Origin of the sequence: Mycobacterium sp. ITM-2016-00316, from assembly GCF_002968335.2 — a bacterium.
Lineage (GTDB): Bacteria > Actinomycetota > Actinomycetes > Mycobacteriales > Mycobacteriaceae > Mycobacterium.
This window is the reverse complement of record NZ_CP134398.1, coordinates 917,056-943,569: the sequence shown is the minus strand read 5'-3', so window position 1 is coordinate 943,569 and position 26,514 is coordinate 917,056. Positions and strand designations below refer to the sequence as shown.

Sequence of the window (26,514 nt, the reverse complement as noted above, 5' to 3'; positions counted from 1 at the left end):
GGTGGCGAAACTCGCGTACCCGGGGTTTTCACGGCCCAACCAACCCCGGGTACGCGAGTTTCGCCGCTACGGACGGCCATCCCAGCCGCGGGCGATCAACACCGTGCGGGCGTGCGCGACGAGATCGTCGCCACGGTCTTCCTTGACCGCTCTCATGAGGTGCCATCGCATCCTCTGCAGTTCCCGACCGACCCACACATCGCGGGCATACACCGTGCGATCGGTCAGATGCTGTTCCCCGTCGTACTCGACACCGACCTTGTATTTCTCCCACACCATGTCGAGACGCTTGATGTAGCGGCCGTCGGCGGTGTACACGACGAACTGTGTTGTCGGCCTGGGCAATCCGGCGTCGACGAACAGCATGCGCAGCCAGCTCTCCTGAGGAGACTCGGCCCCGCCATCGACATGAGGCAGAACCTCCCGAAGGTTGACCAGACCGCGCGCACGCGGGTGCACCTTGGTCAACAGCATGACGTCTTCGACCGCAAACGGCGACGCATTCATCAGCGCGTCCATCCGCTTGATGGCCGGAACCCGCTCGAGTCGCCGGCCGAGGTCGAATGCCGTGCGAGCGGGTGTGGTCACCGGAATCCCCCGTACTGTCGTCGCTTCGCCCTCGCACAACGTCTCCTCTCGCCCCTTGAGACCCGGCTGTGGCCGGCAACGTCCGATCAGGTCGATGGTCACGTCGTCATCCACCCACTTCGCCCCGTGCAGCGCTGATGCCGCGGTGCCCGCGATCACCGCGTGCGGCACGGCCAGACGGGCGGCGGCGATCCGTTCGAACAGCGTTGGCCGGTGATCTTTCAGAAGGTAGACACCGCGGAAGACGGGCCTGTAGCGGTGACGCAGTTGGTCCGGGGTGAGTAGGCCGCCGGCCAACGCGTCAGCTCCGAGAATGGGAATGGCCATGTCTTGTTGGACGCAGCAGGGCCGAAATCGGCTCCACTCAAGTTGGCGAAACTCGCGTACCCGGGCCTCAAGACCCATCGCGAGCCCCGGGTACGCGAGTTTCGCCGCAAAATAGGCAGGCAGGGGGGTCAGCGGCGGAAGAAGTGCAGGGCCGCAGTTACCACGACGTCGAGATCATCGCCCAGGGCGCCGGAGAGCCACTGCTGGGCCAGCTCGGCCATCGCCCCGGTGTACAGCGCCGCGCCGATGCGTGTCGCGACCGGATTCGAGCCCGGGTGCAGCCGCGAACCCTCCTCCAGCACCGCGGCGAGCAATGCGTCCTGCAGGGCCGCCCGGCGCGCGGTCAGCACCGGGTTCGCGCGGGCGTCGGTGAACAGCACCCGGCCCCGCCTCGGGTCGGCGGAGCTGAAGCCGAGCACCGCCGCCATCCCGGCCCGGGTGCGCGCGGTCGGTGACTCGCCGACCGCCGTGATCGCCGCGTCCACCTCTACCCCGAGCTCGGCGGACACCTTGTCGAACACGGCACCGAGCAGCTCGTCGGTGTCGGCGAAGCTCTCGTAGAAGTAGCGGGTGTTCAAGCCGCAGGCACGACACACCGAACGCACCGTCAGCGCGGCCTCACCGCCGTCGCCGAACAACGCGTAGGCGGCGTCGATCAGGAGCCCACGCCGCTCGGCGCGCCGGTCGATCAGAGCGACACCAGCCCACCGAGTCATCCACTCAGACTAGTTCTGGTCACGGCCGTAGCCAAAGGCTATTCTGGCTACAGATGTGACCAGATAGACGTGACCAGATAAGGGGCTCGGCATGGACATGCCGCACCAGGCGCTCGAGCAGATGCTGCAGCGCAAGTTCGACCAGGACATCCGCAAGCACTACTTCCGCGGCATGGAGTTCGCCGAACCGGCGGGCGATCCGGGCTGGTTCGGACCGGGCAGCGCGGTCTGGCACGTGCACTCCCACACCGAGGCGCTGATCTTCGGGCTGCAGTGCGCGGCCTACATCGAGCGCCTCGACCCGTCCATCTACTGGATGGGCATGCACCATTCGCGGTTGGTGAAGCGCGATGACCAGGGCAACGCGATCCCGGTCATCGACCCCAAGGGGGCCGCGGTACGGCTCGGGCATTCCATCGCATTCTTCATCGGCACCGCGTACGGCAACACCGAGACCGCCGAGCGGATGGCCAAGATCGTGCGCTCGATGCACCACACCATCAAGGGCACCCGCCCCGACGGCGCGGTCTATGACGCCGACGACCCGGACTGGCTGCGCTGGAACTACGCCACCGTGGTGTGGGGCATCGCGACCGCGCACGAGATCTACCACCCGAACCCGTTGCGCGGTAAGAAGCTCGACCGCTACTACGGCGAGTTCATCCGCGTCGGGCACGCCCTGGGCGGCACCGATCTGCCCACCACCAAGGCCGAGACCCTGGAGTGCCTGCACTCCTATCTGCCGCGCCTGGCGCTCACCCACGGGGCGGCGATGGCCACCGGCTCCAACCTGCCGATGCCGCAGGCCGCGGTGGACTGGGCCATCCGCGACACCATGCCCACGTGGGCCAAGCAGCTGATCGGGCATACCAACCCGAATCCCATCGAGCGGGCCGCCCGGCGCGCCGCGGTCTGGTCGGTCATCAACGGTCTGCACACCGCGGCAGGCGCCACCCCGGAGTTCCGCCAGGCCCAGGCCCGGGTGGCGGACGGCACCACCTGCGCGCACACCGAGCCGGCATACATGCTGGGTAGCGACCCCGCACTCAGCCGCGACGCCATCGAGCACAGCTTCGTGTGAGTGTGATGCGAGACACATTCTTGGGTGGTACCGCGGGTTTTGAGACACTGCAGGGATGAGTTCTACGCCGAAGACCAAGCACCGTGAGCCCGCAAGGCTGGATCGGGTGCCGCTGCCGGTCGAGGCCGCCCGCATCGGCGCGACGGGCTGGCAGATCACCCGCACCGGCGCCCGAGTGGCCGGAAACCTGATCGGCAAGGGTTCACTGCAGCAGAAGATCGCCAAGCAGATCCCGCAGACCTTCGCCGATCTGGGACCCACCTACGTCAAGTTCGGGCAGATCATCGCGTCCAGCCCGGGCGCCTTCGGGGAGCCGCTGAGCCGGGAGTTCCGGAGCCTGCTGGACCGGGTCCCGCCGGCCAATCTCCAACAGGTGCACAAGCTCTTCAAAGAGGACCTGGGCGACACCCCGCAGAACCTGTTCAAATCGTTCGACGAGAAGCCGTTCGCCTCGGCCTCCATCGCGCAGGTGCACTATGCGACGCTGCATTCGGGCGAGGAGGTCGTGGTCAAGATCCAGCGCCCGGGTATCCGCCGCCGGGTGGCCGCGGACCTGCAGATCCTCAAGCGCGGGGCGCGTCTGGTCGAGTTCGCGAAGCTCGGGCAGCGGCTTTCCGCCCAGGACGTGGTGGCCGACTTCGCCGACAACCTGGCCGAGGAGCTGGACTTCCGACTGGAGGCCCAGTCCATGGACGCCTGGGTGGCGCATATGCACGCGTCCCCGCTGGGTGCCAATATCCGTGTGCCCCAGGTGTATTGGGACCTGACCAGCGAGCGCGTACTCACGATGGAGCGCATTCAGGGGGTGCGGGTAGACGATGTCGCGGCCATCCGCAAGAAGGGCTTCGACGGCGAGCAGCTGGTGAAGGCCTTGCTGTTCAGCGTGTTCGAGGGCGGGCTGCGGCACGGCCTGTTCCACGGCGACCTGCACGCCGGCAACCTGTATGTCGACGACGACGGCAAGATCGTGTTCTTCGACTTCGGCATCATGGGCCGTATCGATCCGCGGACCCGTTGGCTGCTGCGCGAACTCGTGCACGCACTGCTGGTGAAGAAGGATCACGCGGCGGCCGGAAAGATCGTGGTCATGATGGGCGCGGTGGGCACCGTGAAACCGGAGGCCCAGGCCGCCAAGGACCTGGAGAAGTTCACCACCCCGCTGACCATGTCGTCGCTGGGCGATATGAGCTATGCCGATATCGGCAAGCAGCTCTCCACGCTGGCCGACGCGTATGACGTCAAGTTGCCCCGTGAACTGGTGCTGATCGGCAAGCAGTTCCTCTACGTGGAGCGGTACATGAAGCTGCTCGCCCCGCGCTGGCAGATGATGAGCGACCCGCAGCTCACCGGATACTTCGCCAACTTCATGGTCGAGGTCAGCAGGGAACACAAGGCGGGCCAGGAGTGATTGCCCGCACCGGCACCGCCAAGTCCGGCGATCTGGACATCGTCTACGAGGATTTCGGCAACGAGGACGATCCGGCGGTCCTGCTGATCATGGGCCTTGGCGCGCAACTCGTGTTGTGGCGCAAGGATTTCTGCGAGAAATTGGTCAACCAGGGCCTGCGCGTCATCCGCTTCGACAACCGTGATGTCGGGTTGTCCTCGAAGCTGCCCGGCGCGCACAGCGGCGCCCCGCTGATCCCCCGGATGGCGCGCTCACTCGTGGGCGTCAAGAGCCCGGCCGGCTACACCCTGGAAGACATGGCCGATGACGCCGCCGCGCTGCTCGACCACCTCGGGCTCGACCGGGCGCATGTCGTGGGCGGCTCCATGGGCGGGATGATCGCCCAGGTGTTCGCCGCCCGGCATGCCGCCAGGACGCGGTCTCTCGGGGTGATCTTCTCCTCCAACAACCGGGCGCTGCTGCCACCGCCGGGCCCCCGTCAGCTGCTGGCGCTGCTGCAGAAGCCCGCCGACACCAGCCGGGATGCGGTGATCGCGAACACGATCCGGATGACGCGCATCATCGGCAGCCCCGGTTTCCCGGTGCCCGAGGACAAGGCGCGCGCCGACGCCATCGAGAGCTACGAGCGGTCCTACTGCCCGGCCGGTGTCGGCAGGCAGTTCGCGGCCATCCTGGGCAGCGGCAGCCTGCTGCCCTACAACCGTCAGACCAGTGCGCCGACGGTGGTCATCCACGGAAAGGCCGACAAGCTGATGCGCCCGTCCGGTGGCCGCGCGATCGCCCGGGCCATTCCCGGGGCACGGCTGGTGCTCTTCGACGGTATGGGACATGAACTGCCAGAACCGCTCTGGGATGACATCATCGGCGAGCTCAAGTCGAACTTCTCGGTCTGAGGCGCCCTCACCCCGAGCCCCGGTTGGCGTCGGTGAGCGTGGTCAGAGCGAGCGCGCAGGTCTTGAGGGCGACCGTCGACACGTGCTTACCGAAGAAGGTGGCCACCACCGCGTCGACGACCGGCTGTGCCCGGTGGAACACATCGCGTCCCTCATCGGTCAGCTCCGCCCACGTCGACCTACGGTCCTCCGGCACGGATTCCCTTCGCACCCAGCCGCACTTCTCCATCCTGTCCACCAGGCGAGTGGTGCCGCTGCGCGAGATCATCAGCTCGGCGGCCAGGGTGCCCATCCGCAGCCGTCCGCCCCCGCGGTGCAACGCATCCAGGACCTCGCGTTCGACGTAGACGATGCCAACGCCGGCGCGCAGGTGCTCGTTGAGCGCGGCGACCAGCAGCGCATCCGCGCGGTACAGCGCACGCCAGGCCGCCAGCTGAACTGTGGTCGCCGGGAAGCTGCCGCTCCCGGTCACGGGGCGCCTCGCACATCGGCGGTGGCGTGCCGACGGGCATGCGCGACAGCCTCTTCCAGCGTCTCGATGAGGTGGTTCTCGTGACGCAGCGAGGCGATGATGCCGATGTTGGCGAGCAGGTCCCGGTGCTCGGGTCGGACGCCCTTGATGATGACGGTGATTCCCCGCGATTCGAGTTCCTCGGCGATGCAGGCCAGCGTGTGCGCTCCGGTGGCGTCGAGCATGCCGAGTTGTGACAGCGCAATGATGACCACCCTCGCCTCCGCATGGGAAGCATCGAGGATCTCGGTCGAAATACGTTCCGCCGCACCGAAGAACATCGCTCCGTCCAGCCGTAGCAGCACGATGTGCTCATCGCCGGGCTGTTGGGGAAACGGGAGGTCCTCGCGGCGGACACCGCTGCGCCGCGCCACGGCGGCCAGCGCGAAGACCGCCGTCACGACGATCCCGATCTCGACGGCCTGCACCAGGTCGAAGCAGACGGTGACGACCGCGGTGATCGTGAACGAGGCGGCAGCGGCGCGGCTGGACCGGATGATCCTGACGATGACCCGCCACGAGATCATCCGGACCGCTGTCACCATCAGCACCGCCGCCAACGCCGCCAGCGGAATCGCACCGACCGGGCCGCTGACGAGGTACACCACCCCGAGCAACAGGATCGAATGCGTGATGGCCGCCATCCGGGTTCGCGCACCGGATCTGACGTTGACCGCGGTGCGCGCGATCGCGCCGGTTGCCGGCATGCCTCCGAACAGCCCGGAGGCCACCGAGGCCAGGCCCTGCCCCACCAGTTCGCGGTCGGGGTCATAACTGCCGGCCTCCGACATGGTGGCCGCGACCCGCGCCGACAGCAGCGACTCGATGGCCGCCAGAGCCGCGATGGCCAGTGCCGCGCCGAGCAGGGTGTGCACCGTGGCGATATCGGCCTGCGGCCACACCGGGGTCGGCAGCTGCGAGGGCAGCACCCCGATGCGGGCGGTCGTCAAACCCGCCACCGATGCCAAGACGGTGACGGCCACGACCGCCACCAACGACGCCGGGATCGCCGGATGCAGACGCGGCAGGATCACCATCGCCACGACGACGACGGCCACCACCACGAGGGCGGGGCGGATGGTGGCGGCGTCGGCGTCCATCACCACCTGCGCCGCGGCGACCAGGGGGCGCTGACCCTCCGGCACGGATTGTCCGATCGCCGAGGGGATCTGCTGCAGGAAGATGATGACCGCGATGCCGAGGGTGAAACCCTCGATGACGGGCCACGGGATGAAGGTCACCGCTCGGCCCAGCCCACTGACGCCGGCGAGGACGACGATGACGCCCGCCAACGCCGTCACGACCGCGACACTGCCCACCCCGTACTGGGCGACGATGGGGGCCAGCACCACCGCCATCGCGCCGGTCGGCCCGGAAACCTGGACGTGTGAGCCGCCGAAGACGGCGGCCACCACTCCGGCCACCACGGCGGTCACCAGACCAGCCGCCGCACCCACCCCGGAGCTGATCCCGAACGCCAGCGCCAGCGGCAGCGCCACCACCCCGACGGTGACACCGGCGAGCACGTCGCGTCGCCAAGACCGTTGCAGCCCGGCGTAGTCGCGGCGGTGCGGCAGCAGCGGCAGTACCCGGTCGCGGAGGGCGCGGGGTGTCACGGGGAGGTGCCGATGGGGGGCAGCAATCCGATGACATCGAGCTGGTCGCGCCGCGCGGAGAGCGTGTCGGTCAGGAAGATGCGGGCGATGACGAGCAGTTCGGCGATCTTGGGATGGGCGAGCTCATAGAACACCGCATTACCGACGCGCTGTCCGCGGACCACGTGGTGGCGCTTCAGCACGGCCAGGTGCTGGGAAAGCTGCGTCGGCTCGATATCGCTGTCGGACAGGATCGCACTCACCGGTGTCGGGGTGGGGCTGGTGGACAGGATCTTCGAGCACCCGGATCCGCGCCGGGTGCGCGAGCGCCTTGAACAGATTGGCCTTGATCTCGTACAACGGCTGTTCGGGACCACCGGACAAGATGTCCATCACCCGTCACCACTCTCACAACTTGATGGATTGCAACAATTCGCAATCCATCATACCAAGAGCTAAGCTCGCCGAAATGCGGACCGATCAGAGCTCCCCCACGACGCCACGGCCGTGGCAGTACATCGCCTACTGCTACGGCAAACGCCTGCCCGATTCGATGCGCCAATGGGTGGCCAACGACCTGGCCGGCCCGGGAGCCACCGTCCGCATGATGTGCCGGGTCGCCGTGCCGGCCATCGCGATCCTGGCTCCGATCTGGTTCATCCCCATGTCGCTGTACCTGCATGTGAGCATGACGTTGCCGATCTTCATCCCGTTCGTCTTCTTCTCCCACGCCCTGAACAAGGTGTGGCGCCGGCACATGCTGGCCAAGCACGGGCTCAATCCCTACCTCGTCGACGCGATCTCGCGGGAACGCAATGCGCACGTGCACCAGGCCTACGCCGAACGCTATGGACCTCGATCGGGGCCGGCCGGCAGCCACGACATCTGACATCTCGCAGCCGTCGATCGTGAAGGGCGAGGCGCACGCGGCGCCCGCCGGGTTCGGGTTCACCGCGACGCGTTGCGCCGGCACCACGCGCGGACGCTGGGCGGTGTGGCCGAGGCGCTACAGTCTCTTTAGAGCGAAGTCCGGCAACGGGCTTCCGGGGGCTGCATCGACGACGATCAGCCCACGATGACGACGTACTAGACGACAACTGAAGGTTCGACTCCACCGACGGTCAAGACGTGGCCCGAGCTGGGATTTATGACACGCTGCAGGCGTCCCGAGTGACCGGGCTCACTGCGGGTAAGGTCTCCACCGAGTGGACACCCGCACCCGGTGGACGCCGCAGTGCACCATCGAGAAGGGCAATCGCTTCCATGTCTGACAACTCAACCAGTACTGCGGATATGCGGCCTCACTTCGAGGACATCCAGGCTCATTACGATTTGTCGGACGACTTCTTCGGCGTCTTCCAGGATCCGACCCGCAAGTACAGCTGCGCCTACTTCACCGGGCCCTACGTGACGCTGTCCGAGGCCCAGATCGCCAACGTCGACCAGCACCTCGACCAGCTGAACCTCAAGCCCGGCATGACGTTGCTGGAAGTCGGCTGCGGCTGGGGACTCACCTTGCAGCGCGCGATGGAGAAGTACGACGTCAACGTCATCGGGTTGACGCTGAGCAAGAACCAGCAGGCGTACTGCGAGCAGCTCCTGAGCAAGATCGACACCGACCGCAAGTTCGACGTGCGCCTGGAGGGCTGGGAGCAGTTCGTCGGCTCCGTCGACGCGATCGTCTCCATCGAGGCGTTCGAACACTTCGGCTTCGAACGCTACGACGCCTTCTTCCAGACCTGCTTCAACAGCCTGCCCTCCGGCGGCCGGATGACCATTCAGAGCAGCTGCGGCTACCACCCCAACGAGATGGCGGCCCGCGGAAAGAAGCTGACGTTCGAGCTGGCACGGTTCGCCAAGTTCATGATCGACACGATCTTCCCCGGCGGACGCATCCCCAGCACCCAGATGATGGTGGATCACGGCGTCAAGGCCGGCTTCACCGTTCCCGAGGTGGTGTCGCTGCGCAACCACTACATCAAGACCCTCGGCATCTGGGCCGCCCGCTTGGAGCACAACAAGGACCAGGCGATCGCCGCGGCCGGCGAGCAGCACTACAACGACTACATGCGATACCTGACCGGCTGCCAGTACTACTTCGTCGACGAGGCGATCGATGTCAGCCTGGTCACCTACGCCAAGCCATAGCTTTTCCGTTGCGCGGCAGCGGCATTCACATTCGTTGTGAAGCGCGCTGATGCGCATCGTCGGCGTGCTGCTGCTCCTGCTCGCGGCCGGCGCCCTGGTGGCGCGGTACGTACCGGCAACCAACCGCGCGGTGTTGGCGACGGCCGCGCTGTCGCCCTATCTGATGTTCGGCGCGCCACTGGCCGTGCTGGTGTTTGCGCTGTCGCGGCACTGGACGCTGGTATCGGTCGCCGCGGTGCTGACCGTCGCGGTGCTGGCGGTGCAGCTGCCGTGGTACATCGGCAGCCCCGACCCCGATACCGGGACCACGCTGCGGTTCGTCTCGGCCAACCTGCTGCTCGGTGAGGCCGAGCCTGCGGCGGTGGCCGGGGTGGCGGCCGAGCACGCCGACATCCTCGCCGTACAGGAGCTCACCCCCGAACTCGCCGCGGCCCTGTCCCCCGCCCTGGCACGAGACTTCCCCTACTCGGCGCTGCGACCGCGGGAGCGGGCGGCCGGCGTCGGGCTGTGGAGCAGGTACCCGATCATCACCTCCGGAAGCGACGAGAGCTTCAGCCGAGGGTTGATCCACGCACGGGTCCAGGTGCCCCACACCGACTTCGCGACGACGGTGGTTTCCACTCACATGCCGCCACCGCGCTCGGCCTTCGATTCCTGGCACAGCGATATCGCTCGACTGGGGCCGGCGCTGCGCGAGCTGCCGCCCGACGGTCCGGTCGTCGTCGGGGGCGACCTCAACGCCACGCCCGACGTCCGTGAGTTCCGCCGGCTGCTGCGCGACGGCTACCGCGACGGTGCGGCGCAGGCGGGGGCCGGCCTGACCCGCACCCACCCGAGCAACGTGATCATCCCGCCGGTGCTGGCGGTCGATCACATCATGACGCGCGATGCGACCGTGACGTCGCTGCGGACGGTGGAGGTGGCCGGGTCCGATCATCTGGCACTGGCCGCCACCGTGGTGTTGCACTGAGTGCAGCGAATATGGTTGGCGGACAGAGATAGTCGGCGCCGGTTCGGCCGCCGAAGAGTATCTACAGCAACGTCAATATGAGTCGTCGCGACGAACGACCGCGCACCGCTGCCGCCAGGTTCGGCGGCCGCCGCGACGCAGCAAACGACCGGTTTGAGCGGAACCGCTCGTCCGTCCCGCAACCCTTGTAGCTGCGATAAACGACGGATCCGCCAATTCGAGCAAACTCTTGGTCACCTCACTACGGTCGTGACTATCCGCCAGCTAACACGATCCGACGGCGCCAGACTTGCTCCGGCACGCTATTTCCAGCGAATTCATGCACTTTCGACGCACAATTCGCACGCGGACAATGCGCACCTTTCAGAAGGTGCACGAGCCAAAGGAAGTTCTAAGGAAATCGCCCTGTACTGCGGAAACAGATTGATAAAAGGCGTGAGGCCTGTAATCTCCACATCACGTTTCAGTGCAACAAGGGGGGAACATGTCGGCCATCGCTCTGAAGATCAATTCCGGGGTCGCTGCGGGTCTCATCTGTGCCGCAGCAACGCTGTCGCCGGTCACTACCGCCAGCGCGGACACCGGCATCGCGAGCGCGGGCACACTGGGTTCCCAGGTCGGGTCCGCCCAGTGCGTCCCGACGGCGACCACGCCGTGCGATCCCATCGGGTTGCCCACAGCCGCCGCCGTGGCGGCGGCGGCGGCCGACCCCACCTTCCCGGACAGCCTCATCCAGAATGACTTCTGGTGGCTCGGCCGCGCGAACCCGAATGCACCGCCCCGGTCCGACATCCTGGTCTTCACACCGATGAGCCTGGTACCCGGTTTCCTCAAGCCGCTCTACGGCTGGTTCACCGCCAATTGGGACCTGGAGGTCTGCGTCTTTGGCCTCACGGCGACGCTGGGGCCGTACGGGACGACGACGGTCTCCGTCGGTCGCGGCTGCAACTAGCCGGCAGCCCCGTCGCGGGCACCGCCCCGCGCCGATACTGTTGGCCCGTAGCTGAACTCGCGCCGCTACAGAGCGCTCTTCACGATCAGTCCGTGCCACTGCCTGTTTTGCGCCGGCCGGCGGACAACAACGACCGCCACCGTACTGCGCGCGTACCCGCATAGGCGGGACACTGCCCGACCGCACAGCGCGCAATCCACCCCCGGGCGATAGTGCTCATGCGCGGCTCCGCCATGACCGCACCGACATCTCTCGCTGGACCGTGCTGAATCTAGGTCGTCCACAACGAGACTCGCCGCAACCGTCGCGAGGCGTTGCGGGATACGCCCCGCGGGCCCCTCCGAATCACTCCTGTGCACGAGATCACATCTACAGCAACGTCAATAAAGCCTGGAGCAGACCACGAACACGGCCACGGGACGCAAATCCTAGCTACCGCGCAGAGGTATTCGAGTAACCACAGGGAAGCCGCCCGCCACCTCGCAGAACGCACCCTGTGCGCATCAACAACAAACATCACCGTTCGGTTACAGCTATGGCACCAAGGACTGCGCCGAGAGCCCTTCCCTCCCCGTCAGCAAACTTCAGCAATGGCCACCGACATTCGAGGAGGAAAGGCGAAATCTGAGCCGTTGCGAATGCAACATTTGCGCGATTCGGTCAATCGCGCATGAACGGGACGCTACCGAGGAACTCTCCGAAACATAGCCCGCTAGCTGCGGCTTTGTTATTGACAGCCGAGTCACAGCATGCGATGCTTCTCACAACTTCATGCCCGTCTTAGGGGGACAAATGTCAGCGATCGCTCGCAAGATAAATATCGGTCTGGCGGCTGGCGCAATGGCCGCCGCAGCAACGCTCACACCCATCAACGTCGCCCAGGCGGATACCACCACCTTCGCTGTCAGCACCGTCGGCTCGCAGATCGGCGCGGCCCAATGCGTGCCGACCGAAGCGGCGCCCTGCGTGCCGATGGCAGCCGCCAACTTCCAGTCGGCCAATGCGACTCCGGGCAGCATCATCCAGAGCATTTTCCAGAACGATCTGTGGTGGATCGGCCGGGCCAACCCGACGCCGCCTCCGCGGGCCGACGTCCTGGTGTTCACCCCGATCAGCCTGGTCCCCGGTTTTCTCAAGCCGTTGTACGGGTGGTTCACTCAGAACTTGAACTTCGAGGTGTGCTTGCTGGGCGGAACTGTGACGGTCGGTCCATACGGCACCACGACCGTCTCCGTCGGGCGAGGCTGCAACTAGTTGACTTCCGCACGACTTCCGATGTTGCCGGCGCAAGTCAGATGTAAGGGCTTGTCCCCAGCGCGGAAAGCCTGCTGAGTGCAGACACGCAGGCTAGACGGCGATGACGAGCGCGATCCAGACGACTACGAAGACGGACGTCTAGCCAATGTCGCCGAAGTGCTACGGCGGCACCATCGCGCGCTTCTCTTAAGTGGCCTCGCACTGGTCGTTGCACTCTTAGCATTCGGTGCCTGGCTGACCGTCAACGCGTTTGAAGCAAAGTCGAGCCTTGAGCGGGCGCGCCAGGATGCGCAACAGGCGAAAGAGACTCTGCTACAGGGCAAGACGGATGAGGCATCCGGGTTCGCCGACGCCGCCGTGGTCCACGCGCGGCAGGCCCGAGACGCAACACACTCAGTACCGTGGAACATCGCTGCAGCGCTGCCCTGGGTCGGCAGCCCGTTTGAGACCGGCAAGCAGATCTCAGATGTCGTGCTAGGTCTGGCGGCGGACGTGCTGCAGCCTGCAGCACAAGTCGGACTCGCGATCTCTCCCGACCAGCTGTTCGTAAACGGCCGGGTTGATGTCCAGACACTGCGAGACGAAGAGTCGCAGCTTGAAGAGATCTCCGGTGCGGCAACACGGCTAAACGCCGACGCCGCAGCGATCTCCGACCCGCGCTATGTCACCCTGCTCGGCGACGCTCGATCCCAGCTACAGAGCCAGACTGCGGAAGTGGCCAGTCTGCTGGAAAATACCGCGCTCGCCGCGCGTCTCGCTCCGGCAATGATGGGCGCAGACGGTCCCCGCACCTACTTCATGGGGTTCCAGACCAACGCCGAGGCTCGCGGAACCGGCGGCCTGCTCGGCGGTTTCGGCATCCTGCGGTTCGATGACGGCACCCCCACTATCGACACGTTAGCGTCCAATCGCGAACTGATCGGCGCCTACGCACCGATCGATCTCGGCGCCGAGTACAGCAAGACCTATGGCTACACCAATCCGACCACCGACTTCCGCAACAGCAATCTGAGCTCACATTTCCCCTATGCCGCCCAAATCTGGAAGGCCATGTGGGAGAAGGACACCGGCATCAAGGTTGACGGTGCCATCGTTCTCGACCCAGTGGCACTCAGCTACATGCTCGGTGCCGTCGGATCGATCACTTTGCCCGACGGTGAAAAGGTCACCAAGGACAATGTGGTCGAGCTGACGGAGTCCACTGCGTATGCGCGCTTCCCTGACGATCAGATCGCACGGAAGAAGTACCTCCAGGACATCGCCGGCGAGGTCGTCAAGAAGATGACCGGCAAGGTTGAGTCGCCTCGAGCCTTGCTGGATGCGTTGGGCAAGGCGGTAAGCGAACGGCGCATCGCAATATGGAGCGCGGTTCCCGCCGAGCAGGAACTACTCGAAAAGACTCCGCTGGCACATGCCATTCCCGAGGATCCCGCCCCGTACGCGGAAGTCGTGATCAACAATCTCGGTGGCAACAAACTCGACTACTACCTGCGACGTGAGATCGAGTATGTCGCGGATGGATGTGATGGCGAGACCAGAATGTCGACCGTCACAGTCCGGCTGAAGAACGATCTCCCGAACGATTCCGATATACCCGACTACATCGTCGGCACCGCCGGCCTGCTTCCCGAGATACCGCTGAACCTGCCCAAGGGCACCATGGTCACCTCGGTGCGCCTGCTGGCGACGAGCGGAGCCACACTGGAAAGCTCACTGGCCAACGGCGAACGGACCCCGGTGATTTCCGGAACCGAACGCGGCCACCCCACCTTTGAAGTGCAGGTCATCATACCGCCGGCGCAGTCCGGTGAACTGACTTTCCGTCTTTCCGAACCCACATCGCCGGGCGAAGCCCGAGTTCCCGTTCAGCCCTTGGTGGACACCGTAAACCCCGTAGTATCGGTGCCCCAGTGCGGCGAATAGATTCACGGCACACAACGCAGAACGCGACGCCGAACCCGGGCATGCGGGAGCTTGGGCCAGTAGTGAAGGGGTGGCTTTGAAACTGCAGGACTTCGCGAAGCTATTGCGCTCTCGGTGGTTGATCGTTTGCGCAACATTGGCAGCTTCCATCGTGTTGGCGATCATCGTTACTGCCATGACAACGCCTCTCTATAAGGCATCGACCAGACTCTTTGTGTCCACGGAGTCGGGATCGTCACTTGCCGAGGCGTATCAGGGCAACCGGTTCTCGCAGGAACGCGTCAAGTCCTACGCGGAACTCATCGAGGGCCAGACGGTCGCACAACGCACCATCGACAAGCTGGGCCTCGACATCACGGCAGGCGAGCTTCAAGAGAAAGTTACGGCGTCCGCAAAACTCGACACCGTGCTGATAAACGTGTCTGTCTTGGACGAGTCACCAGTCCGCGCTCGCGACATCGCCAACTCACTGTCAGACGAGTTTGTCGTCATGATTCGGGAGCTTGAGACACCAGAACCCGGAGCAACGCCCGACGCCCGCGTTGTCGTCGAGCAGCGCGCATCGATCCCTGAGCGACCCGTGACACCGGACACCACGCGCAACATCGGATTGGGCGTAATCCTCGGCCTGGCGCTCGGAATCGGACTCGCGGTTTTGCGGGACATGCTCGACAACACCGTCAAGGACCGTGCCACGCTGGAAGCGGTCACCGGGAGTGGGGTAGTTGGCAACATTCCACTCGACAAGGAACGAAGGAAGAATCCGGCGATATCGTTCGACAGCGATAGATCGGCCATTTCGGAGGCATTTCGGAAGCTGCGCACGAACCTCCAGTTCCTCGCGGTCGACAACCCGCCCCGTGCAATCGTCATCACAAGTTCCATGCCGGCCGAGGGCAAGTCCACCACGGCCATCAATATTGCTCTTGCGCTGGCGGAGGCCGAGCACAATGTCGTCATCGTCGATGGCGATCTGCGGCGACCTTCACTGCATAAGTACCTTGATCTGGTCGGGACGGTTGGTGTCAGTACCGTGTTGAGTGGTGGCGCATCACTTTCCGAGTCACTCCAGAAAACTCGCTTTCCAGGACTCACAGCGCTTACGTCTGGAGCGATCCCACCGAACCCGAGCGAATTGTTGGGATCTCAAGCTGCCAAGAACCTTCTGGCGGAACTTCGTGCGGAGTTCGACTACGTGATCGTGGATTCCACACCCCTACTCGCAGTTACCGATGCAGCCATCCTCGCCGCTGCAGCTGATGGAGTCCTGATGATGGCCCGCTTCGGCAAGACTAAACGGGATGAGCTCTCGCATGCCGTGGGCAGCCTCGAGGGTGTCGGGGCACCGATGCTCGGCACCGTGTTCACGATGTTGCCCACCCGCGGCGGTTCTGCCTACGGCTATGGGTACAGCTACTACGGCGGCGACAACACACAGAGCCCGCTGCAGCAAGATCGCACAAGTACCCCCGCTGAGACTCCTAGCCCTCAGAATTCTGCCCAAGGAGTCGCAGCCCAGGCGCAGAAGCACGAGGTGCCCGAATGAATCGACCGGTAGCTGTCTGCCAGAGGGACGAGCAGCGATCGACGCGAACGCCGTCCCGCGACCAACTAAGTCTGTCGCCATGGTCAAACGCGCGCTGATAACCGGAATCACTGGACAAGACGGCTCATATCTGGCGGAGCTTCTCCTCGCCAAGGGCTACGAAGTTCACGGCCTGATTCGCCGTGCGTCGACGTTCAACACGTCGCGCATCGACCACCTCTACGTTGATCCCCATGCGCCAGAGGCGAGGCTGTTCCTTCACTACGGCGATCTCAGCGACGGTACTCGGCTGGTCACTTTGCTCGCCGGCATAGATCCAGACGAGGTTTACAACCTGGCGGCCCAATCTCATGTGCGGGTGTCGTTTGACGAACCTGAGCACACGGTGGACACAACGGGTGCAGGCACGACCCGAATGCTGGAGGCGGTCCGGCTATCTGGCATCAAGACACGCTTCTACCAAGCGTCGTCATCCGAGTTGTACGGCGCCACACCGCCGCCGCAGAACGAAGACACGCCGTTTTACCCGCGTTCGCCCTACGCGGCTGCCAAGTTATATAGCTACTGGATAACGAGGAACTACCGCGAGGCTTACGGACTCTTTGCCGTCAACGGGATTCTGTTCAATCACGAATCGCCGCGTCGGGGCGAAACCTTCGTGACCCGAAAGATCACGCGGGCGATCGCCGCAATCAAGGCCGGGCAACAGCAACATCTGTACATGGGCAACCTTGACGCCGTCCGAGACTGGGGATATGCACCAGAATATGTAGAGGGCATGTGGCGGATGTTGCAGGCTGACGAGCCCGAGGACTATGTCCTGGCGACTGGCAAAGGAATGTCGGTCCGCGATTTTCTGCAGATCGCATTCGACCACGCCGGGCTCGACTGGACCGAACACGTCCGGTTCGACGATCGATATCTGCGCCCGACGGAGGTGGATGCTCTCATCGGGGATGCGTCACGCGCCAACAAAAAGCTCGATTGGGTCCCGACGATACTCGGGCCAGATCTGGCCAGGCTGATGGTCGACGCCGATATCGAGGCTCTCGATCACGCAGGTACCTCATGGATTGACCAAGTGCGACTGGAATCTTGGGAAGTACAACCTCTTGGCGAAGCAACCGACCGATGACTGCTGCGGTCGGTCACTCGCCCCGCGAGCTAGACCGCGAAGCTACTTTCTATGTCGCCGGGCATCGCGGATTGGTAGGTTCGGCGATAGTACGCCGTCTGGAAGCCGTCGGATTCGAAAACGTTGTCGGCAAGACGTCGGTGGAGCTCGATCTCACGAATCGCGAGGCCGTCTTCGCCTACTTTGAGCACATCCGCCCACGTTACGTCGTTCTGGCCGCCGCCAAAGTCGGCGGCATTCTTGCCAACAGCACCTACCCCGTGGACTTTCTCAGTGAGAATATCCGGATACAAGTCAACGTCCTCGACGCGGCGCTGCATCACGGAACCGAACGACTTCTCTTCCTGGGCTCGTCATGCATCTATCCGAAGTTCGCGGCGCAACCGATCACCGAAGACGCCTTGCTGACTGGACATCTGGAACCTACCAACGATGCGTACGCGATCGCGAAGATTGCGGGCATACTCCATGTCCAGTCGGTGCGGAAACAATTTGGACTTCCTTGGATCTCGGCGATGCCTACAAATCTCTACGGACCAAACGACAACTTCTCACCAGCTGGTTCGCACGTCTTGCCCGCCATGATCCGACGTTACAACGAGGCTGTCGCCAGCAAGGCAACGTCGGTCACCAATTGGGGCACCGGATCACCCCGCCGCGAGTTCTTGCACGCAGACGACATGGCTGATGCTTGCCTGCATTTGCTGGAGAACTACGACGGTGCTCAGCATGTCAACATCGGTACCGGCACCGACGTCACCATCGAGGAAATCGCCCGCGAGATAGCCTCAGTTACCGGCTACGACGGAGACACTGTCTGGGATACCGACAAACCTGATGGCACACCCCAGAAGCTCCTGGACGTCACCAAACTGTCAGAGACTGGGTGGAGGTACAAGATCGACCTCCGAGAGGGACTGGAGCGCACCGTGGCTTGGTATCGCCAGCATCTAGATTCACTGCGCACTTAGCATTTCGGAAGGAGCAAGCCATTTCCAGCAAGTTCGTGGACAGCCTGACACTGCGACAGCGGTTCTTTCCGGAAAGCAACGTCGGAGGCTTCAGCGACGCCGATGCGGGTGTCAGACTCTACACACACATCAATGCAGTTTTGCGCCCGACCGACCACGTCTTGGACTTCGGCGCTGGTAGGGGTGAACACATCATTGATGATCAAATCGAGTATCGGCGTTCTCTATTCAACCTCAAAGGCCGATGCGCCCATGTCGAAGGCTGCGACGTGGACGCGGCGGTCCTCACAAACCCGTTCTTGGACCATGCCACCGTCATCGAGGCAGATTGCCCACTTCCTTACCCCGACAACAGCTTCGATATCGTGTACGCGCGCTCGGTGTTCGAGCACATCGAGCGACCCGATCTCATCGCGCAAGAGCTGGTTCGAATCGTAAAGCCCGGCGGTCTCATCGCCGCGTTGACTCCCAATAGGTTCGGCTACGTCGCACTTGCGGCAACCGCAGTGCCCAACCGGTTGCACGTGACGGCGCTGAAACGGATCCAGCCGACACGTAAATCTGTCGATGTATTCCCGACGCTGTACCGACTCAATACGGGCAACGCTGTCCGACGCGCGTTCGGTCCAGGCGTGGATGTGTACGTGGTGTACACATCGGCCGAGCCCGGTTACCACTTCGGCCGACCGGCCCTGTACCGCATGGCAATGTGGTTGCACAAGCACCTTCCTGCCCCCCTGCAACCGTTCATCACCATCTACATACGCAAGCGCTGAACCGAGCGGCTACTCCCCAAAGACGGCCAAAACGGTGTCCTGACTGCACGCTCGGATCTTGTTCTCCCTCGAGCTTGCGCGGGCGGAAGACCGAAGCCCGAATCAGGGCTCGAAACCGGTTCCAGGGCGCAACGTGACTGCTCGGCGGTTGGTAGAGCAATGAACCATGCCCGAGACCAGCAGGTCGTTGGTCGTGATCACCACCGCCATCGTTGTCTCACCGTTCTTCTCGCCTACAGCCGCCAATTGCCTACGACGCCCCACCTTTTGACGGTGCTGCGATCTGTTGGGCGGCCGTGACAACACTCTCGCCATAGGCGTGCAACGCACGTCGTGAGTGATCCCGCCGGGACGGCCCGGACAGGCCCAAAGAAGCTCTCGGGCCACCTGCGCGTGCGAACCGCACGCGCATCAGCCGGCCTCGCGCGTGTTTGCCCGAGGAATGCAGACCAACGTGTAGCAGAGAGCAATCAGATTGCGCGCGAACGGGTTAAGCTGCCTCACATCTAAAGGAATGCGTGGAAGCTCAAGAACGCAGCGTTGGAGCTCATCGGGGAGTCGTCATGAAGATCGCCATCTTGGGCCTAGGTTACGTCGGGATCACCGCTGCGGCGTGCCTCGCAAGCCAAGGCCACGAGGTCATCGGAGTCGATCCCAACCCAACGAAAGTCGATGCCATACTTGCCGGAAGGTCCCCGATCACTGAGCCCGGTGTGGCTGAGTTGCTCTCGGCAGGGGTGGAGAAGAAGCTGATCAGCGCGTGCACCACGCTGGTCCCGCAGATCGCCGACTGCCAACTGGCCATCGTTTGCGTGGGAACACCGAGCGCGGTCGACGGATCCCACAACATGACCCATATCGCAGAGGTCTCCCGCCAATTGGCCGAACTTCTACGATCCAATCCAGAAAGCTCGCTGACTGTCGTCTACCGGTCGACCATTCGACCTGGAACGATCGAAGAGCTGATAGCACCGATCTTCGAAAGCGTGCTCGGGGCCGAATCTAACCGCGTCGAACTGGTATACAACCCGGAATTCCTCCGTGAGTCTTCGGCGGTCAGAGACTTTTTCTCCCCTCCCAAGATCGTCGTCGGCACCGCGACCGGAGAGCGCTGTCCGCTCATCGATGAGATCAATGAGGGCATCGATGCTCCCGTGTTCTATGTCAAATATCGAGAGAGCGAGATCACAAAGTTCGTGGACAATACCTTCCACGCGGTGAAGACGGTCTTCGCAAATGAGATCGGTCGCATCTGTATCCAGCTGGGCATCAGCCCTGCCGAGGTGCACAAGATTTTCATATCCGACACCAAGCTGAACATATCGCCGTATTACCTCAGGCCGGGCGGGGCATTCGGCGGATCCTGCCTGCCAAAAGACGTCAGGGCGCTGCAGTTTGTTTCGAGGCTGTCGGGCGGGCAGACCCACTTGATCGATTCTTTGATCAATTCGAACGAAGCACACAAGACGTTTCTTTTCAACTATGCGACCCGCGACCTCAAGTACGGAGCGCAGGTGCTGATGCTGGGCATCGCCTTCAAAGACAATAGCGACGATCTGCGCGAAAGCCCGAATGTCGACCTGGCTCGAATGTTGATTACCGCCGGCCATCGCCTCGCAATATTCGACCCGAATGTTGCGCCTCAGAACTTGCTCGGCCAGAACCTCGGCGTGTTGTCCAACTCGCCGTTTATTCGCGAACTCCTCGTCGACCAGACGGTCGCGGAACAGACAGAGTGGGACCTCGTAATCGATACCCGCGGCACTGCTGATCGATACGCGATAAAAGCGGACCGGACGATCGACATAAATCGGCTGCAATGAGTGCACTTTCCCAGAGCTGCGGCAGCACATCACTCGATTGGTACAGATAAGGCAAGGAGCGCAGTGCATCCCAATGTTCTCATAGTGTCTCCACAGGTATATCCCGAACCGCACAGTGGAACCGGCATGCGCGCACACTTCCAAGCAGCCCATTTCTCAAGCCTGTGGCCGACAACCGTAGCCTCAGAAACAGGTTTGTACGCTGTTTCAGACGGAAAATTCACCCTTACAAGTTCGCCTCACGCGCGCGAAACATCGAGTGCGAAATCGTACCTCCGAAGCACAGTGAAGGGCACGCACTACTTGTACGAAAAGTACGATTGTCGGAATTGGTCTCTTCCAAGATTTGAGGACTTCAGCCATATCATTGTGCATTACCCCGCACAACTCGAATTCTTGTCCGGTCACCAGTTGGGCCAATCGATCGTAGTCCTTGACACACACAACAACGAACGCGAGTATTTCGAGTCGGTTGCCGCAAATTCGACCAACCCGATCAAAAGGTGGGCCATCCGGCGCCAAGCCGGAGTGTCGGAAGCGCTGATCAAGACCGCAAGTGCGGCGATCGCCGCAACAATCTCGGTGTCAGAGAGCGACAGGGATTGGGTGCGGAGGTTCTGCAGGGCACAAACCGAACACTTCGTCGTGCCCAACAACCTCTTTCGGTACGAACCGACAACGTGGAGCGGCGACAAGACCATCCTCTACGTCGGCACGCTCAATGTCACGATGAACCTGCAAGCGCTGGACTGGTTTCTGAAACATGTTTGGCCGCAGCTTCGTCGGCACGAGCCAGATGTGAAATTTGTCGTAGCCGGGCGCGACCCATCGGCTGAGTTGGTTGCAGACCTTGGCCGGCAAGGTGTGATCGTCGTGCCCAATGCGGCGTCGCTCCGGCCGCTCTACCAGGACGCGATGTGCTCGCTGATCCCCGCTTTCTCAGGCTCCGGGGGAAAAATCAAGGTCTGCGAGTCCCTCGCCCACGGCGTACCCGTCATGACGACGAGTCACGGCATGGTCGGTCAACCGACCGCAATCAGGGACTGCTGTGTTGTCCGTGACGATCCCCAAGAATGGATAGTCGCCATCCAACAACTATTGGCCCGCCCAGAACGCACGACAGCCTCGTGGGACGACCAAGTCCGAAAGACTCTGGAGGCAACCTATTTCGGCACCTCCATAACCCAGATCGCGAACTACATAGAAGGCAGCTGACAGCCTCTGGTCCAGAGAATGACCGAAAGCGTTGACACGGGTGACGCGGTGCCCTGAAGGAGACCTCCGAGCGGAGTGGCGGATACCCGAGGAGCGCTCGCCCCGTTGTCTGAGACTTCTCGCGGCCCGGCCCTTGACGCCAGACCGTCGCGAGCTCGAAACGGACATACCATCGGACATTCTGGAAACGCCGCCTGCACGGGATCTCCTGGATGCCGAGACCGAGGCTTAGTTGACCCAGACCGTATCGAAGTCGAACACCGTTCCGGCTGGTGGGGGTTTGATGTACTCCTCCCAAAACACCCACGGCCCCGTGAGCCCACTGGTGTCGACGGGTGTGGTGATGGGCTCCGCACCTGGGATTTGAACAGTGATGTCGGTAGGCGTGGTCTTCATTGTGAATGTGTAGTCACGGTCGAGGTCGAGGGGCGGGTTGAATCGGCCCTTTGTGACAGGTTCGAAGGGGCCTCCACGGCGAACCGTGAGTTCCCAGGTAGAGCGGTTGGCAGCAAAGTGGACCATGTCGTTGACGAGCTTGTCGTTGCTGCTGATGGCCATTGCGATGGTGGTTTCGTCTCCGTCGCGTAGCTTCCGCCAACGCCCGATCGTGCCCGCCTCTTGTAGAGGGTTGGGGAATTGGCGAGTGGCATACACGGTGTCCTTGCCCGCATAGGTGAATGCGCCGTCCCGTATGAACCCGTCGGTGGCGGCAGGCATGGGGTAGCGGTCCACGTATCCTGCGCGCATGTCCCAGCCATCACCGAGACCGGACGAGGTGTCGGGCCGGTCGAAGGTGTCTGACCACAGTGCGTCAACCGTCACTGGCGCTGTCGTGCCGCCCGGAGTGGTGGTGGCGGTGGCGGTTACGCGGGACTGGTACGGAGGCGGTTCCCGGGTACAGCCCACCAGTACCAACACCGCTACCAACGCGCACGCAAGTTTCACCGCTCCACACTAGATCCTGGAGATGCAATGAGCGGTTGGTGCGTGCCTTAGTTCCTTGCTGCGATCGCCACGATCGCTTCGATGTGCGGCGCCGCCTGGGGTGGCAGACAATGGTGCGGGGTTCTAGGCGGACCTCGGCGGCCTCTTTGTGTGCGGTGTCGTACGGCACCCGTCGTCGTCTTCCCTCACCTGCAACCGGACCCTCGATACTTGAACGTGACTACAGTTCCGAAGAGTTCGGCCACAATGTCCGCAAAGGGGGCCAGCTGTGGATTCCTCGACAACATCGTGCCGGGCGTTGTCCACGAGCGCGCCCGCAACGCCGCCGAATGGAGGGCCTGCCGTGTCAGCAGAAAGCGGGCCGTGGCTGGTGTGGTCGCCACCATGAATCAGCTGCGGCGGGTCCACGATCACCGTACGATCACGCAGGTGAAGGTACTTCGTTATCTTCTTGCAGCAGTGTGCGATTTGAGCGCTGGCCGCAACCCGCCGGCAGCAAACATCCCCGCCACGTTGCGCATGGACAGTGCGAGGAGAGTAGGCGGTATGTCGGGAGGCCATCGGTCGTGACATTGCTGCAGAAGATCCAGACCGGGTCGCGACGTCGATACCGGCAAGCCGAACAATCTGGTCAACGGCTGGATATCCAGGGCCTGCGGATGGTGGCGGTCCTCACCGTGTTCGCAGCGCACCTGTGGGGTTGGCCGCGCGGCGGGTTTGTCGGTGTGGATGTGTTCTTTGTGATCTCGGGCTTTTTGATCACCGGCAACCTACTGCGAACGGCTGAGCGCACCGGAAACGTGTCGTTCCGATCGTTCTACTGGAACCGAATCCGCCGTATCGTCCCGGCAGCCACCGTCGTTTTGATCCTCACATACGCCGCTTCCGTCGTGATCTTTATGCCTTTCCGGTCGCAGCAGGTCGGTATCGACGCGCTATTCGCTTTCGTCTTCGCCGCGAATTGGCACTTCGCCGTTGAGGGTACCGACTACTTCACCGTGGCAGACGGCATATCACCCGTGCAGCACTACTGGTCCTTGTCCATCGAGGAACAATTCTATTTCGTCTGGCCGGCGATCATTTTCCTGATCAGCGTGCTCGTCGCCCGCAGAACCTGGACGCACAGACACCGGATGGGCCTTGCGGGTGTAGTCCTGGCAGTTATCGTCGCAGCGTCGTTCGGGTGGGCAGTGTATGAAACGACGACATCCCCGACCTGGGCATACTTCTCCACCTTTACGCGAGTTTGGGAACTGGGTGTGGGGGCGCTCTTGGCGACGGCTGTCGGAGCCCTGGGCCGCATTCCAGGCTGGGCGAAACCGGTGCTGTCTTGGGCTGGGTTGGTCCTCATCGGCGCGAGCGTCTTCGCCATCAGCGAAGACTCCGCAGGATTCCCAGCCCCGTGGGCGTTACTGCCGGTTGCAGGCGCGGCAATGGTCATCGCGGCTGGTGTACGCGGCGAGCCGAGATACCAACCTTTCCTTCGCAACCCCCTCAGCGTGTACATCGGCAACATCTCGTACTCGCTGTACCTGGTCCACTGGCCAGTGATTGTCCTGGTCGGATCCTTGGTCGCTGGCGGTAGTTTCCTCTACCTGGTCGCGCTCCCACTGACCGCCGGTTTGGCAGTGGCGTCGTACCACTTTGTCGAGACACCTTTGCGGCGTTTCGAGTGGGTCAAGTTCCGTGAAGGGGTGCAACAGATCCGCGAGCGCACCTATGAACCTCACCAGCCCAACGGCATTATCGCCATGGCCACGGTGGCATGCCTGACGTTCGCGCTGTGCGCATACGTCTTGCGCCCCGCCGATACCACCCAGACGCCGACAGCTATCGCCGCCGCCCCAGGAGATTCGACGGCGATCCAGTTCGATCTCGGCCCATTGGGGTCGGCACTGCAGGATGAGATCACGCAGGCACTGTCCGCAACGGAATGGCCAGTGCTGGATCCGACGATAGAGCAGGCGTTCAACGGTCTTGAGTCACCACCGGAGGTTCACGCTTGCACCGACATCGACCCCCTGGCCACCGATATGTGCACGTGGGGTTCGCCATCGGCACCGACCCGGATAGTGATAGTCGGGGATTCGGTCGGCCTTGGGTACGCGGGGTCGTTGCGTGAGATTGCGCTCAACTCCGACGGCCAAATTCAGGTGCATGTCACCACCATGGGGGGGTGCCAGTTCGCGAATGACGCGATTTTCGTTGCGGATCAAGACGTTCAAGATTCTTGTCCGGAACGAAAGACGCGTCAGATCGAACTGATCAACTCCACGAAACCGGATATTGTCATCATCTCCAACGCTTATCGGGAAAAATACGCCGCCGCAGACAGGCAACAATTCAGCGACGGCGACTGGCACAGATCGCTGATCCAGATCATCGAGAAATTTCGCACCAACACCAATAACGTTGTGCTGGTGGCTGCCCCACCCGCTGACAAGAACATCCGCGAGTGCTACAGCGGCAGGACAAGCGTGCCCGCAGATTGCATCAGCCAGGTCGACAGGACGTGGCGGTCGATCGCTCGAATCGAGCAAGGCGTGGCCGAGAGTGTCGGGGGGACCTGGATCGATTCCGTCCGTGGTTCTGTAACGGCGAAGGTCTCTGTCCGAGCTTCGTGGGATCGACGCCCACCAAGCTCGATGCGTTTCACATGACCGCAGCCTACGGCCAGAAGATCTATCCAGTCATCGGTGAATCATTCACCAGTGCCGGTGTTTTCTGAGATCTCGCTAATTGCCAACAGGCCCCTTCGCGCGGTGTTGTCGATCACGCTGAACTCTGCGCAACGCCGGAAAACCCGCACCGGCTACGAACCTGCAATCAGCGCCACGACGCACATGGGCGGCAAGTCACCCGCCCAACCGCGTACTCAACTTAGGTCAGCACACCTGGATCGCTGGAACAATTGGGCAAGTCGACGCGCGATCTCTCCTACTGCGTAGACGGGAAAGAGTGGAGTTATCCCGTGCTTCCGGACGAAGCGCAAGTAGGAGCGAGGTCCGTGCGGAAATCCAAACAGCAAGCGCCAGCGCGTCCGGAAATCGGCTGTTGCGACCCGCTTCGCCAACGAACTGCCTCTTTCGCATGCGCCTATCGGCACCCCGAACACATATGAAGAAACACCCATGGCTTTGGCTCTCAATCCCAAGTCCAGATCGCCGTATGCGTGGGTGTATTTCGGGTCCAAACCGCCGAGAGCATCAAAGACTGCCGCTGGTACCAGTACAACGTTGCCATTGAAGGTGTCGACAGGTACCAACGTCCGATCGAGTTCCGGATTGATGAAGGCAAACGGGCGTAAGCGAGCGACTCGCACAAACCCAGAATAACTGATGTCATCTGTATCCGGCTCACGGAAGGCGCCGACAAGAATGTTCGAAGAATCCCTGCTGAATTGGAGCATGAAATCTACAAAGTTGTCGTCCAGGACAACGTCGTCGTTATACAGCATGTAAGCATCGAATTTCGCACCAGAGGCACGAGAAGACTCATAAGCCAATGCCATTCCACGGTTCCAATACAAGGATCCCGATCCGCGAATCAGAGTGAGGTCCAAGGGTATTTCGCGCACCCGTCGAGCTGTGCCATCGGTCGAACCATCGTCGACCAAGAAAACGTGAAAGTCGAACTCGCGCTGGAGGCGTTGGGACAACATAGCTAGCTGCGTGAGCCCAGTCACCGTCACATCGGCCCGATTGTGCACGGTAACCAATACCGCAATCTGCATG

Annotated in this window: 22 protein-coding genes and 1 pseudogene; 16 read left to right on the top strand and 7 right to left on the bottom strand. The window is 62.8% G+C overall.

The window, feature by feature from the left end:
• Positions 1-66: 66 nt before the first annotated feature.
• A complete protein-coding gene (locus tag C6A86_RS04505; protein ID WP_105364149.1) occupies positions 67-915 on the bottom strand; it encodes a hypothetical protein in 849 nt (282 codons plus the stop codon).
• A gap of 128 nt (positions 916-1,043) precedes the next feature.
• Complete coding sequence (locus tag C6A86_RS04500) at positions 1,044-1,631, bottom strand: TetR/AcrR family transcriptional regulator (RefSeq protein WP_105364148.1); 588 nt, start codon at positions 1,629-1,631, stop codon at positions 1,044-1,046.
• A 91-nt stretch (positions 1,632-1,722) separates the two neighbouring features.
• Between C6A86_RS04500 and C6A86_RS04495 the strand changes: the two genes are divergently transcribed.
• From C6A86_RS04495 to C6A86_RS04485, 3 genes are read left to right on the top strand one after another with little or no spacing between them, the layout of a single operon-like run.
• Positions 1,723-2,712 (top strand): oxygenase MpaB family protein, encoded by a 990-nt coding sequence (locus C6A86_RS04495; protein WP_105364147.1) that lies wholly within the window; start codon positions 1,723-1,725, stop codon positions 2,710-2,712.
• Between the two features lie 55 nt (positions 2,713-2,767).
• Positions 2,768-4,120, top strand: a complete 1,353-nt coding sequence (locus C6A86_RS04490; protein ID WP_105364146.1) for an AarF/ABC1/UbiB kinase family protein — start codon at positions 2,768-2,770, stop codon at positions 4,118-4,120.
• On the top strand, positions 4,117-5,013 hold the full coding sequence (locus tag C6A86_RS04485; RefSeq protein ID WP_105364145.1) for an alpha/beta fold hydrolase: 897 nt from the start codon (positions 4,117-4,119) through the stop codon (positions 5,011-5,013). The genes C6A86_RS04490 and C6A86_RS04485 overlap by 4 nt, the downstream gene beginning before the upstream one ends.
• Before the next feature lie 7 nt (positions 5,014-5,020).
• On the opposite strand, the gene C6A86_RS04480 is transcribed toward C6A86_RS04485, so the two are convergent.
• The 3 genes and pseudogenes from C6A86_RS04480 to C6A86_RS04470 form a co-directional block, all read right to left on the bottom strand.
• Complete coding sequence (locus tag C6A86_RS04480) at positions 5,021-5,485, bottom strand: MarR family winged helix-turn-helix transcriptional regulator (RefSeq protein ID WP_199196257.1); 465 nt, start codon at positions 5,483-5,485, stop codon at positions 5,021-5,023.
• Complete coding sequence (locus tag C6A86_RS04475) at positions 5,482-7,140, bottom strand: SulP family inorganic anion transporter (RefSeq protein ID WP_396834727.1); 1,659 nt, start codon at positions 7,138-7,140, stop codon at positions 5,482-5,484. The genes C6A86_RS04480 and C6A86_RS04475 overlap by 4 nt, the downstream gene beginning before the upstream one ends.
• Positions 7,137-7,512 (bottom strand): annotated as a pseudogene (locus C6A86_RS04470) (ArsR/SmtB family transcription factor). The gene C6A86_RS04475 and the pseudogene C6A86_RS04470 overlap by 4 nt, the downstream one beginning before the upstream one ends.
• Before the next feature lie 76 nt (positions 7,513-7,588).
• On the opposite strand from C6A86_RS04470, the gene C6A86_RS04465 reads away from it, so the two are divergent.
• The 12 genes from C6A86_RS04465 to C6A86_RS04410 all read left to right on the top strand — a co-directional run bounded on the left by C6A86_RS04465 (position 7,589) and on the right by C6A86_RS04410 (position 21,835).
• Positions 7,589-8,008 (top strand): DUF5313 domain-containing protein, encoded by a 420-nt coding sequence (locus tag C6A86_RS04465; protein WP_105364143.1) that lies wholly within the window; start codon positions 7,589-7,591, stop codon positions 8,006-8,008.
• 374 nt (positions 8,009-8,382) lie between these two features.
• Positions 8,383-9,267, top strand: coding sequence for a cyclopropane mycolic acid synthase family methyltransferase (locus C6A86_RS04460; RefSeq protein WP_105364142.1), 885 nt, complete (start codon positions 8,383-8,385; stop codon positions 9,265-9,267).
• Positions 9,268-9,316: 49 nt separating this feature from the next.
• The gene (locus C6A86_RS04455) at positions 9,317-10,237 is read left to right on the top strand and encodes an endonuclease/exonuclease/phosphatase family protein (RefSeq protein ID WP_105364141.1); all 921 of its coding nucleotides are present in this window, start codon (positions 9,317-9,319) and stop codon (positions 10,235-10,237) included.
• 484 nt (positions 10,238-10,721) lie between these two features.
• Positions 10,722-11,189, top strand: a complete 468-nt coding sequence (locus tag C6A86_RS04450; RefSeq protein WP_105364140.1) for a hypothetical protein — start codon at positions 10,722-10,724, stop codon at positions 11,187-11,189.
• 792 nt (positions 11,190-11,981) lie between these two features.
• A complete protein-coding gene (locus C6A86_RS04445) occupies positions 11,982-12,443 on the top strand; it encodes a hypothetical protein (protein ID WP_311101037.1) in 462 nt (153 codons plus the stop codon).
• A 159-nt stretch (positions 12,444-12,602) separates the two neighbouring features.
• On the top strand, positions 12,603-14,369 hold the full coding sequence (locus C6A86_RS04440) for a DUF4012 domain-containing protein (protein ID WP_233213067.1): 1,767 nt from the start codon (positions 12,603-12,605) through the stop codon (positions 14,367-14,369).
• A gap of 76 nt (positions 14,370-14,445) precedes the next feature.
• The gene (locus tag C6A86_RS04435) at positions 14,446-15,915 is read left to right on the top strand and encodes a polysaccharide biosynthesis tyrosine autokinase (protein WP_105364159.1); all 1,470 of its coding nucleotides are present in this window, start codon (positions 14,446-14,448) and stop codon (positions 15,913-15,915) included.
• A 79-nt stretch (positions 15,916-15,994) separates the two neighbouring features.
• Positions 15,995-17,050 carry a GDP-mannose 4,6-dehydratase gene (gene gmd, locus C6A86_RS04430; protein WP_105364138.1) on the top strand — a complete coding sequence of 352 codons (1,056 nt, stop codon included), beginning with the start codon at positions 15,995-15,997 and terminating at the stop codon, positions 17,048-17,050.
• Positions 17,047-18,021 carry a GDP-L-fucose synthase gene (locus tag C6A86_RS04425; RefSeq protein ID WP_105364137.1) on the top strand — a complete coding sequence of 325 codons (975 nt, stop codon included), beginning with the start codon at positions 17,047-17,049 and terminating at the stop codon, positions 18,019-18,021. Before gmd ends, C6A86_RS04425 begins: the two co-directional genes overlap by 4 nt.
• A gap of 35 nt (positions 18,022-18,056) precedes the next feature.
• Positions 18,057-18,797 carry a class I SAM-dependent methyltransferase gene (locus C6A86_RS04420; RefSeq protein ID WP_105364136.1) on the top strand — a complete coding sequence of 247 codons (741 nt, stop codon included), beginning with the start codon at positions 18,057-18,059 and terminating at the stop codon, positions 18,795-18,797.
• 563 nt (positions 18,798-19,360) lie between these two features.
• Positions 19,361-20,620 (top strand): nucleotide sugar dehydrogenase, encoded by a 1,260-nt coding sequence (locus C6A86_RS04415; protein ID WP_105365357.1) that lies wholly within the window; start codon positions 19,361-19,363, stop codon positions 20,618-20,620.
• 411 nt (positions 20,621-21,031) lie between these two features.
• Complete coding sequence (locus tag C6A86_RS04410) at positions 21,032-21,835, top strand: glycosyltransferase family 4 protein (RefSeq protein ID WP_158263321.1); 804 nt, start codon at positions 21,032-21,034, stop codon at positions 21,833-21,835.
• A gap of 228 nt (positions 21,836-22,063) precedes the next feature.
• Here the strand turns inward: C6A86_RS04410 and C6A86_RS04405 are convergent, their stop codons facing one another.
• The gene (locus C6A86_RS04405) at positions 22,064-22,657 is read right to left on the bottom strand and encodes a hypothetical protein (RefSeq protein ID WP_105365355.1); all 594 of its coding nucleotides are present in this window, start codon (positions 22,655-22,657) and stop codon (positions 22,064-22,066) included.
• A gap of 689 nt (positions 22,658-23,346) precedes the next feature.
• Between C6A86_RS04405 and C6A86_RS04400 the strand changes: the two genes are divergently transcribed.
• Positions 23,347-25,440, top strand: a complete 2,094-nt coding sequence (locus C6A86_RS04400) for an acyltransferase family protein (protein WP_311101036.1) — start codon at positions 23,347-23,349, stop codon at positions 25,438-25,440.
• Between the two features lie 215 nt (positions 25,441-25,655).
• Here C6A86_RS04400 and C6A86_RS04395 read toward each other — a convergent pair whose 3' ends face one another.
• Positions 25,656-26,513 (bottom strand): glycosyltransferase family 2 protein, encoded by an 858-nt coding sequence (locus tag C6A86_RS04395; RefSeq protein ID WP_105365354.1) that lies wholly within the window; start codon positions 26,511-26,513, stop codon positions 25,656-25,658.
• Between the last annotated feature and the right edge of the window lies 1 nt (position 26,514).

Coding starts and splice junctions, on each gene's coding strand:
- C6A86_RS04490 (WP_105364146.1), top strand. CDS start 2,768: ATGAGTTCTACGCCGAAGACCAAGCACCGTGAGCCCGCAAGGCTGGAT.
- gmd (WP_105364138.1), top strand. CDS start 15,995: ATGGTCAAACGCGCGCTGATAACCGGAATCACTGGACAAGACGGCTCA.
- C6A86_RS04395 (WP_105365354.1), bottom strand. CDS start 26,513: ATGCAGATTGCGGTATTGGTTACCGTGCACAATCGGGCCGATGTGACG.
- C6A86_RS04450 (WP_105364140.1), top strand. CDS start 10,722: ATGTCGGCCATCGCTCTGAAGATCAATTCCGGGGTCGCTGCGGGTCTC.
- C6A86_RS04425 (WP_105364137.1), top strand. CDS start 17,047: ATGACTGCTGCGGTCGGTCACTCGCCCCGCGAGCTAGACCGCGAAGCT.
- C6A86_RS04465 (WP_105364143.1), top strand. CDS start 7,589: ATGCGGACCGATCAGAGCTCCCCCACGACGCCACGGCCGTGGCAGTAC.
- C6A86_RS04455 (WP_105364141.1), top strand. CDS start 9,317: ATGCGCATCGTCGGCGTGCTGCTGCTCCTGCTCGCGGCCGGCGCCCTG.
- C6A86_RS04505 (WP_105364149.1), bottom strand. CDS start 915: ATGGCCATTCCCATTCTCGGAGCTGACGCGTTGGCCGGCGGCCTACTC.
- C6A86_RS04445 (WP_311101037.1), top strand. CDS start 11,982: ATGTCAGCGATCGCTCGCAAGATAAATATCGGTCTGGCGGCTGGCGCA.
- C6A86_RS04460 (WP_105364142.1), top strand. CDS start 8,383: ATGTCTGACAACTCAACCAGTACTGCGGATATGCGGCCTCACTTCGAG.
- C6A86_RS04495 (WP_105364147.1), top strand. CDS start 1,723: ATGGACATGCCGCACCAGGCGCTCGAGCAGATGCTGCAGCGCAAGTTC.
- C6A86_RS04415 (WP_105365357.1), top strand. CDS start 19,361: ATGAAGATCGCCATCTTGGGCCTAGGTTACGTCGGGATCACCGCTGCG.
- C6A86_RS04500 (WP_105364148.1), bottom strand. CDS start 1,631: ATGACTCGGTGGGCTGGTGTCGCTCTGATCGACCGGCGCGCCGAGCGG.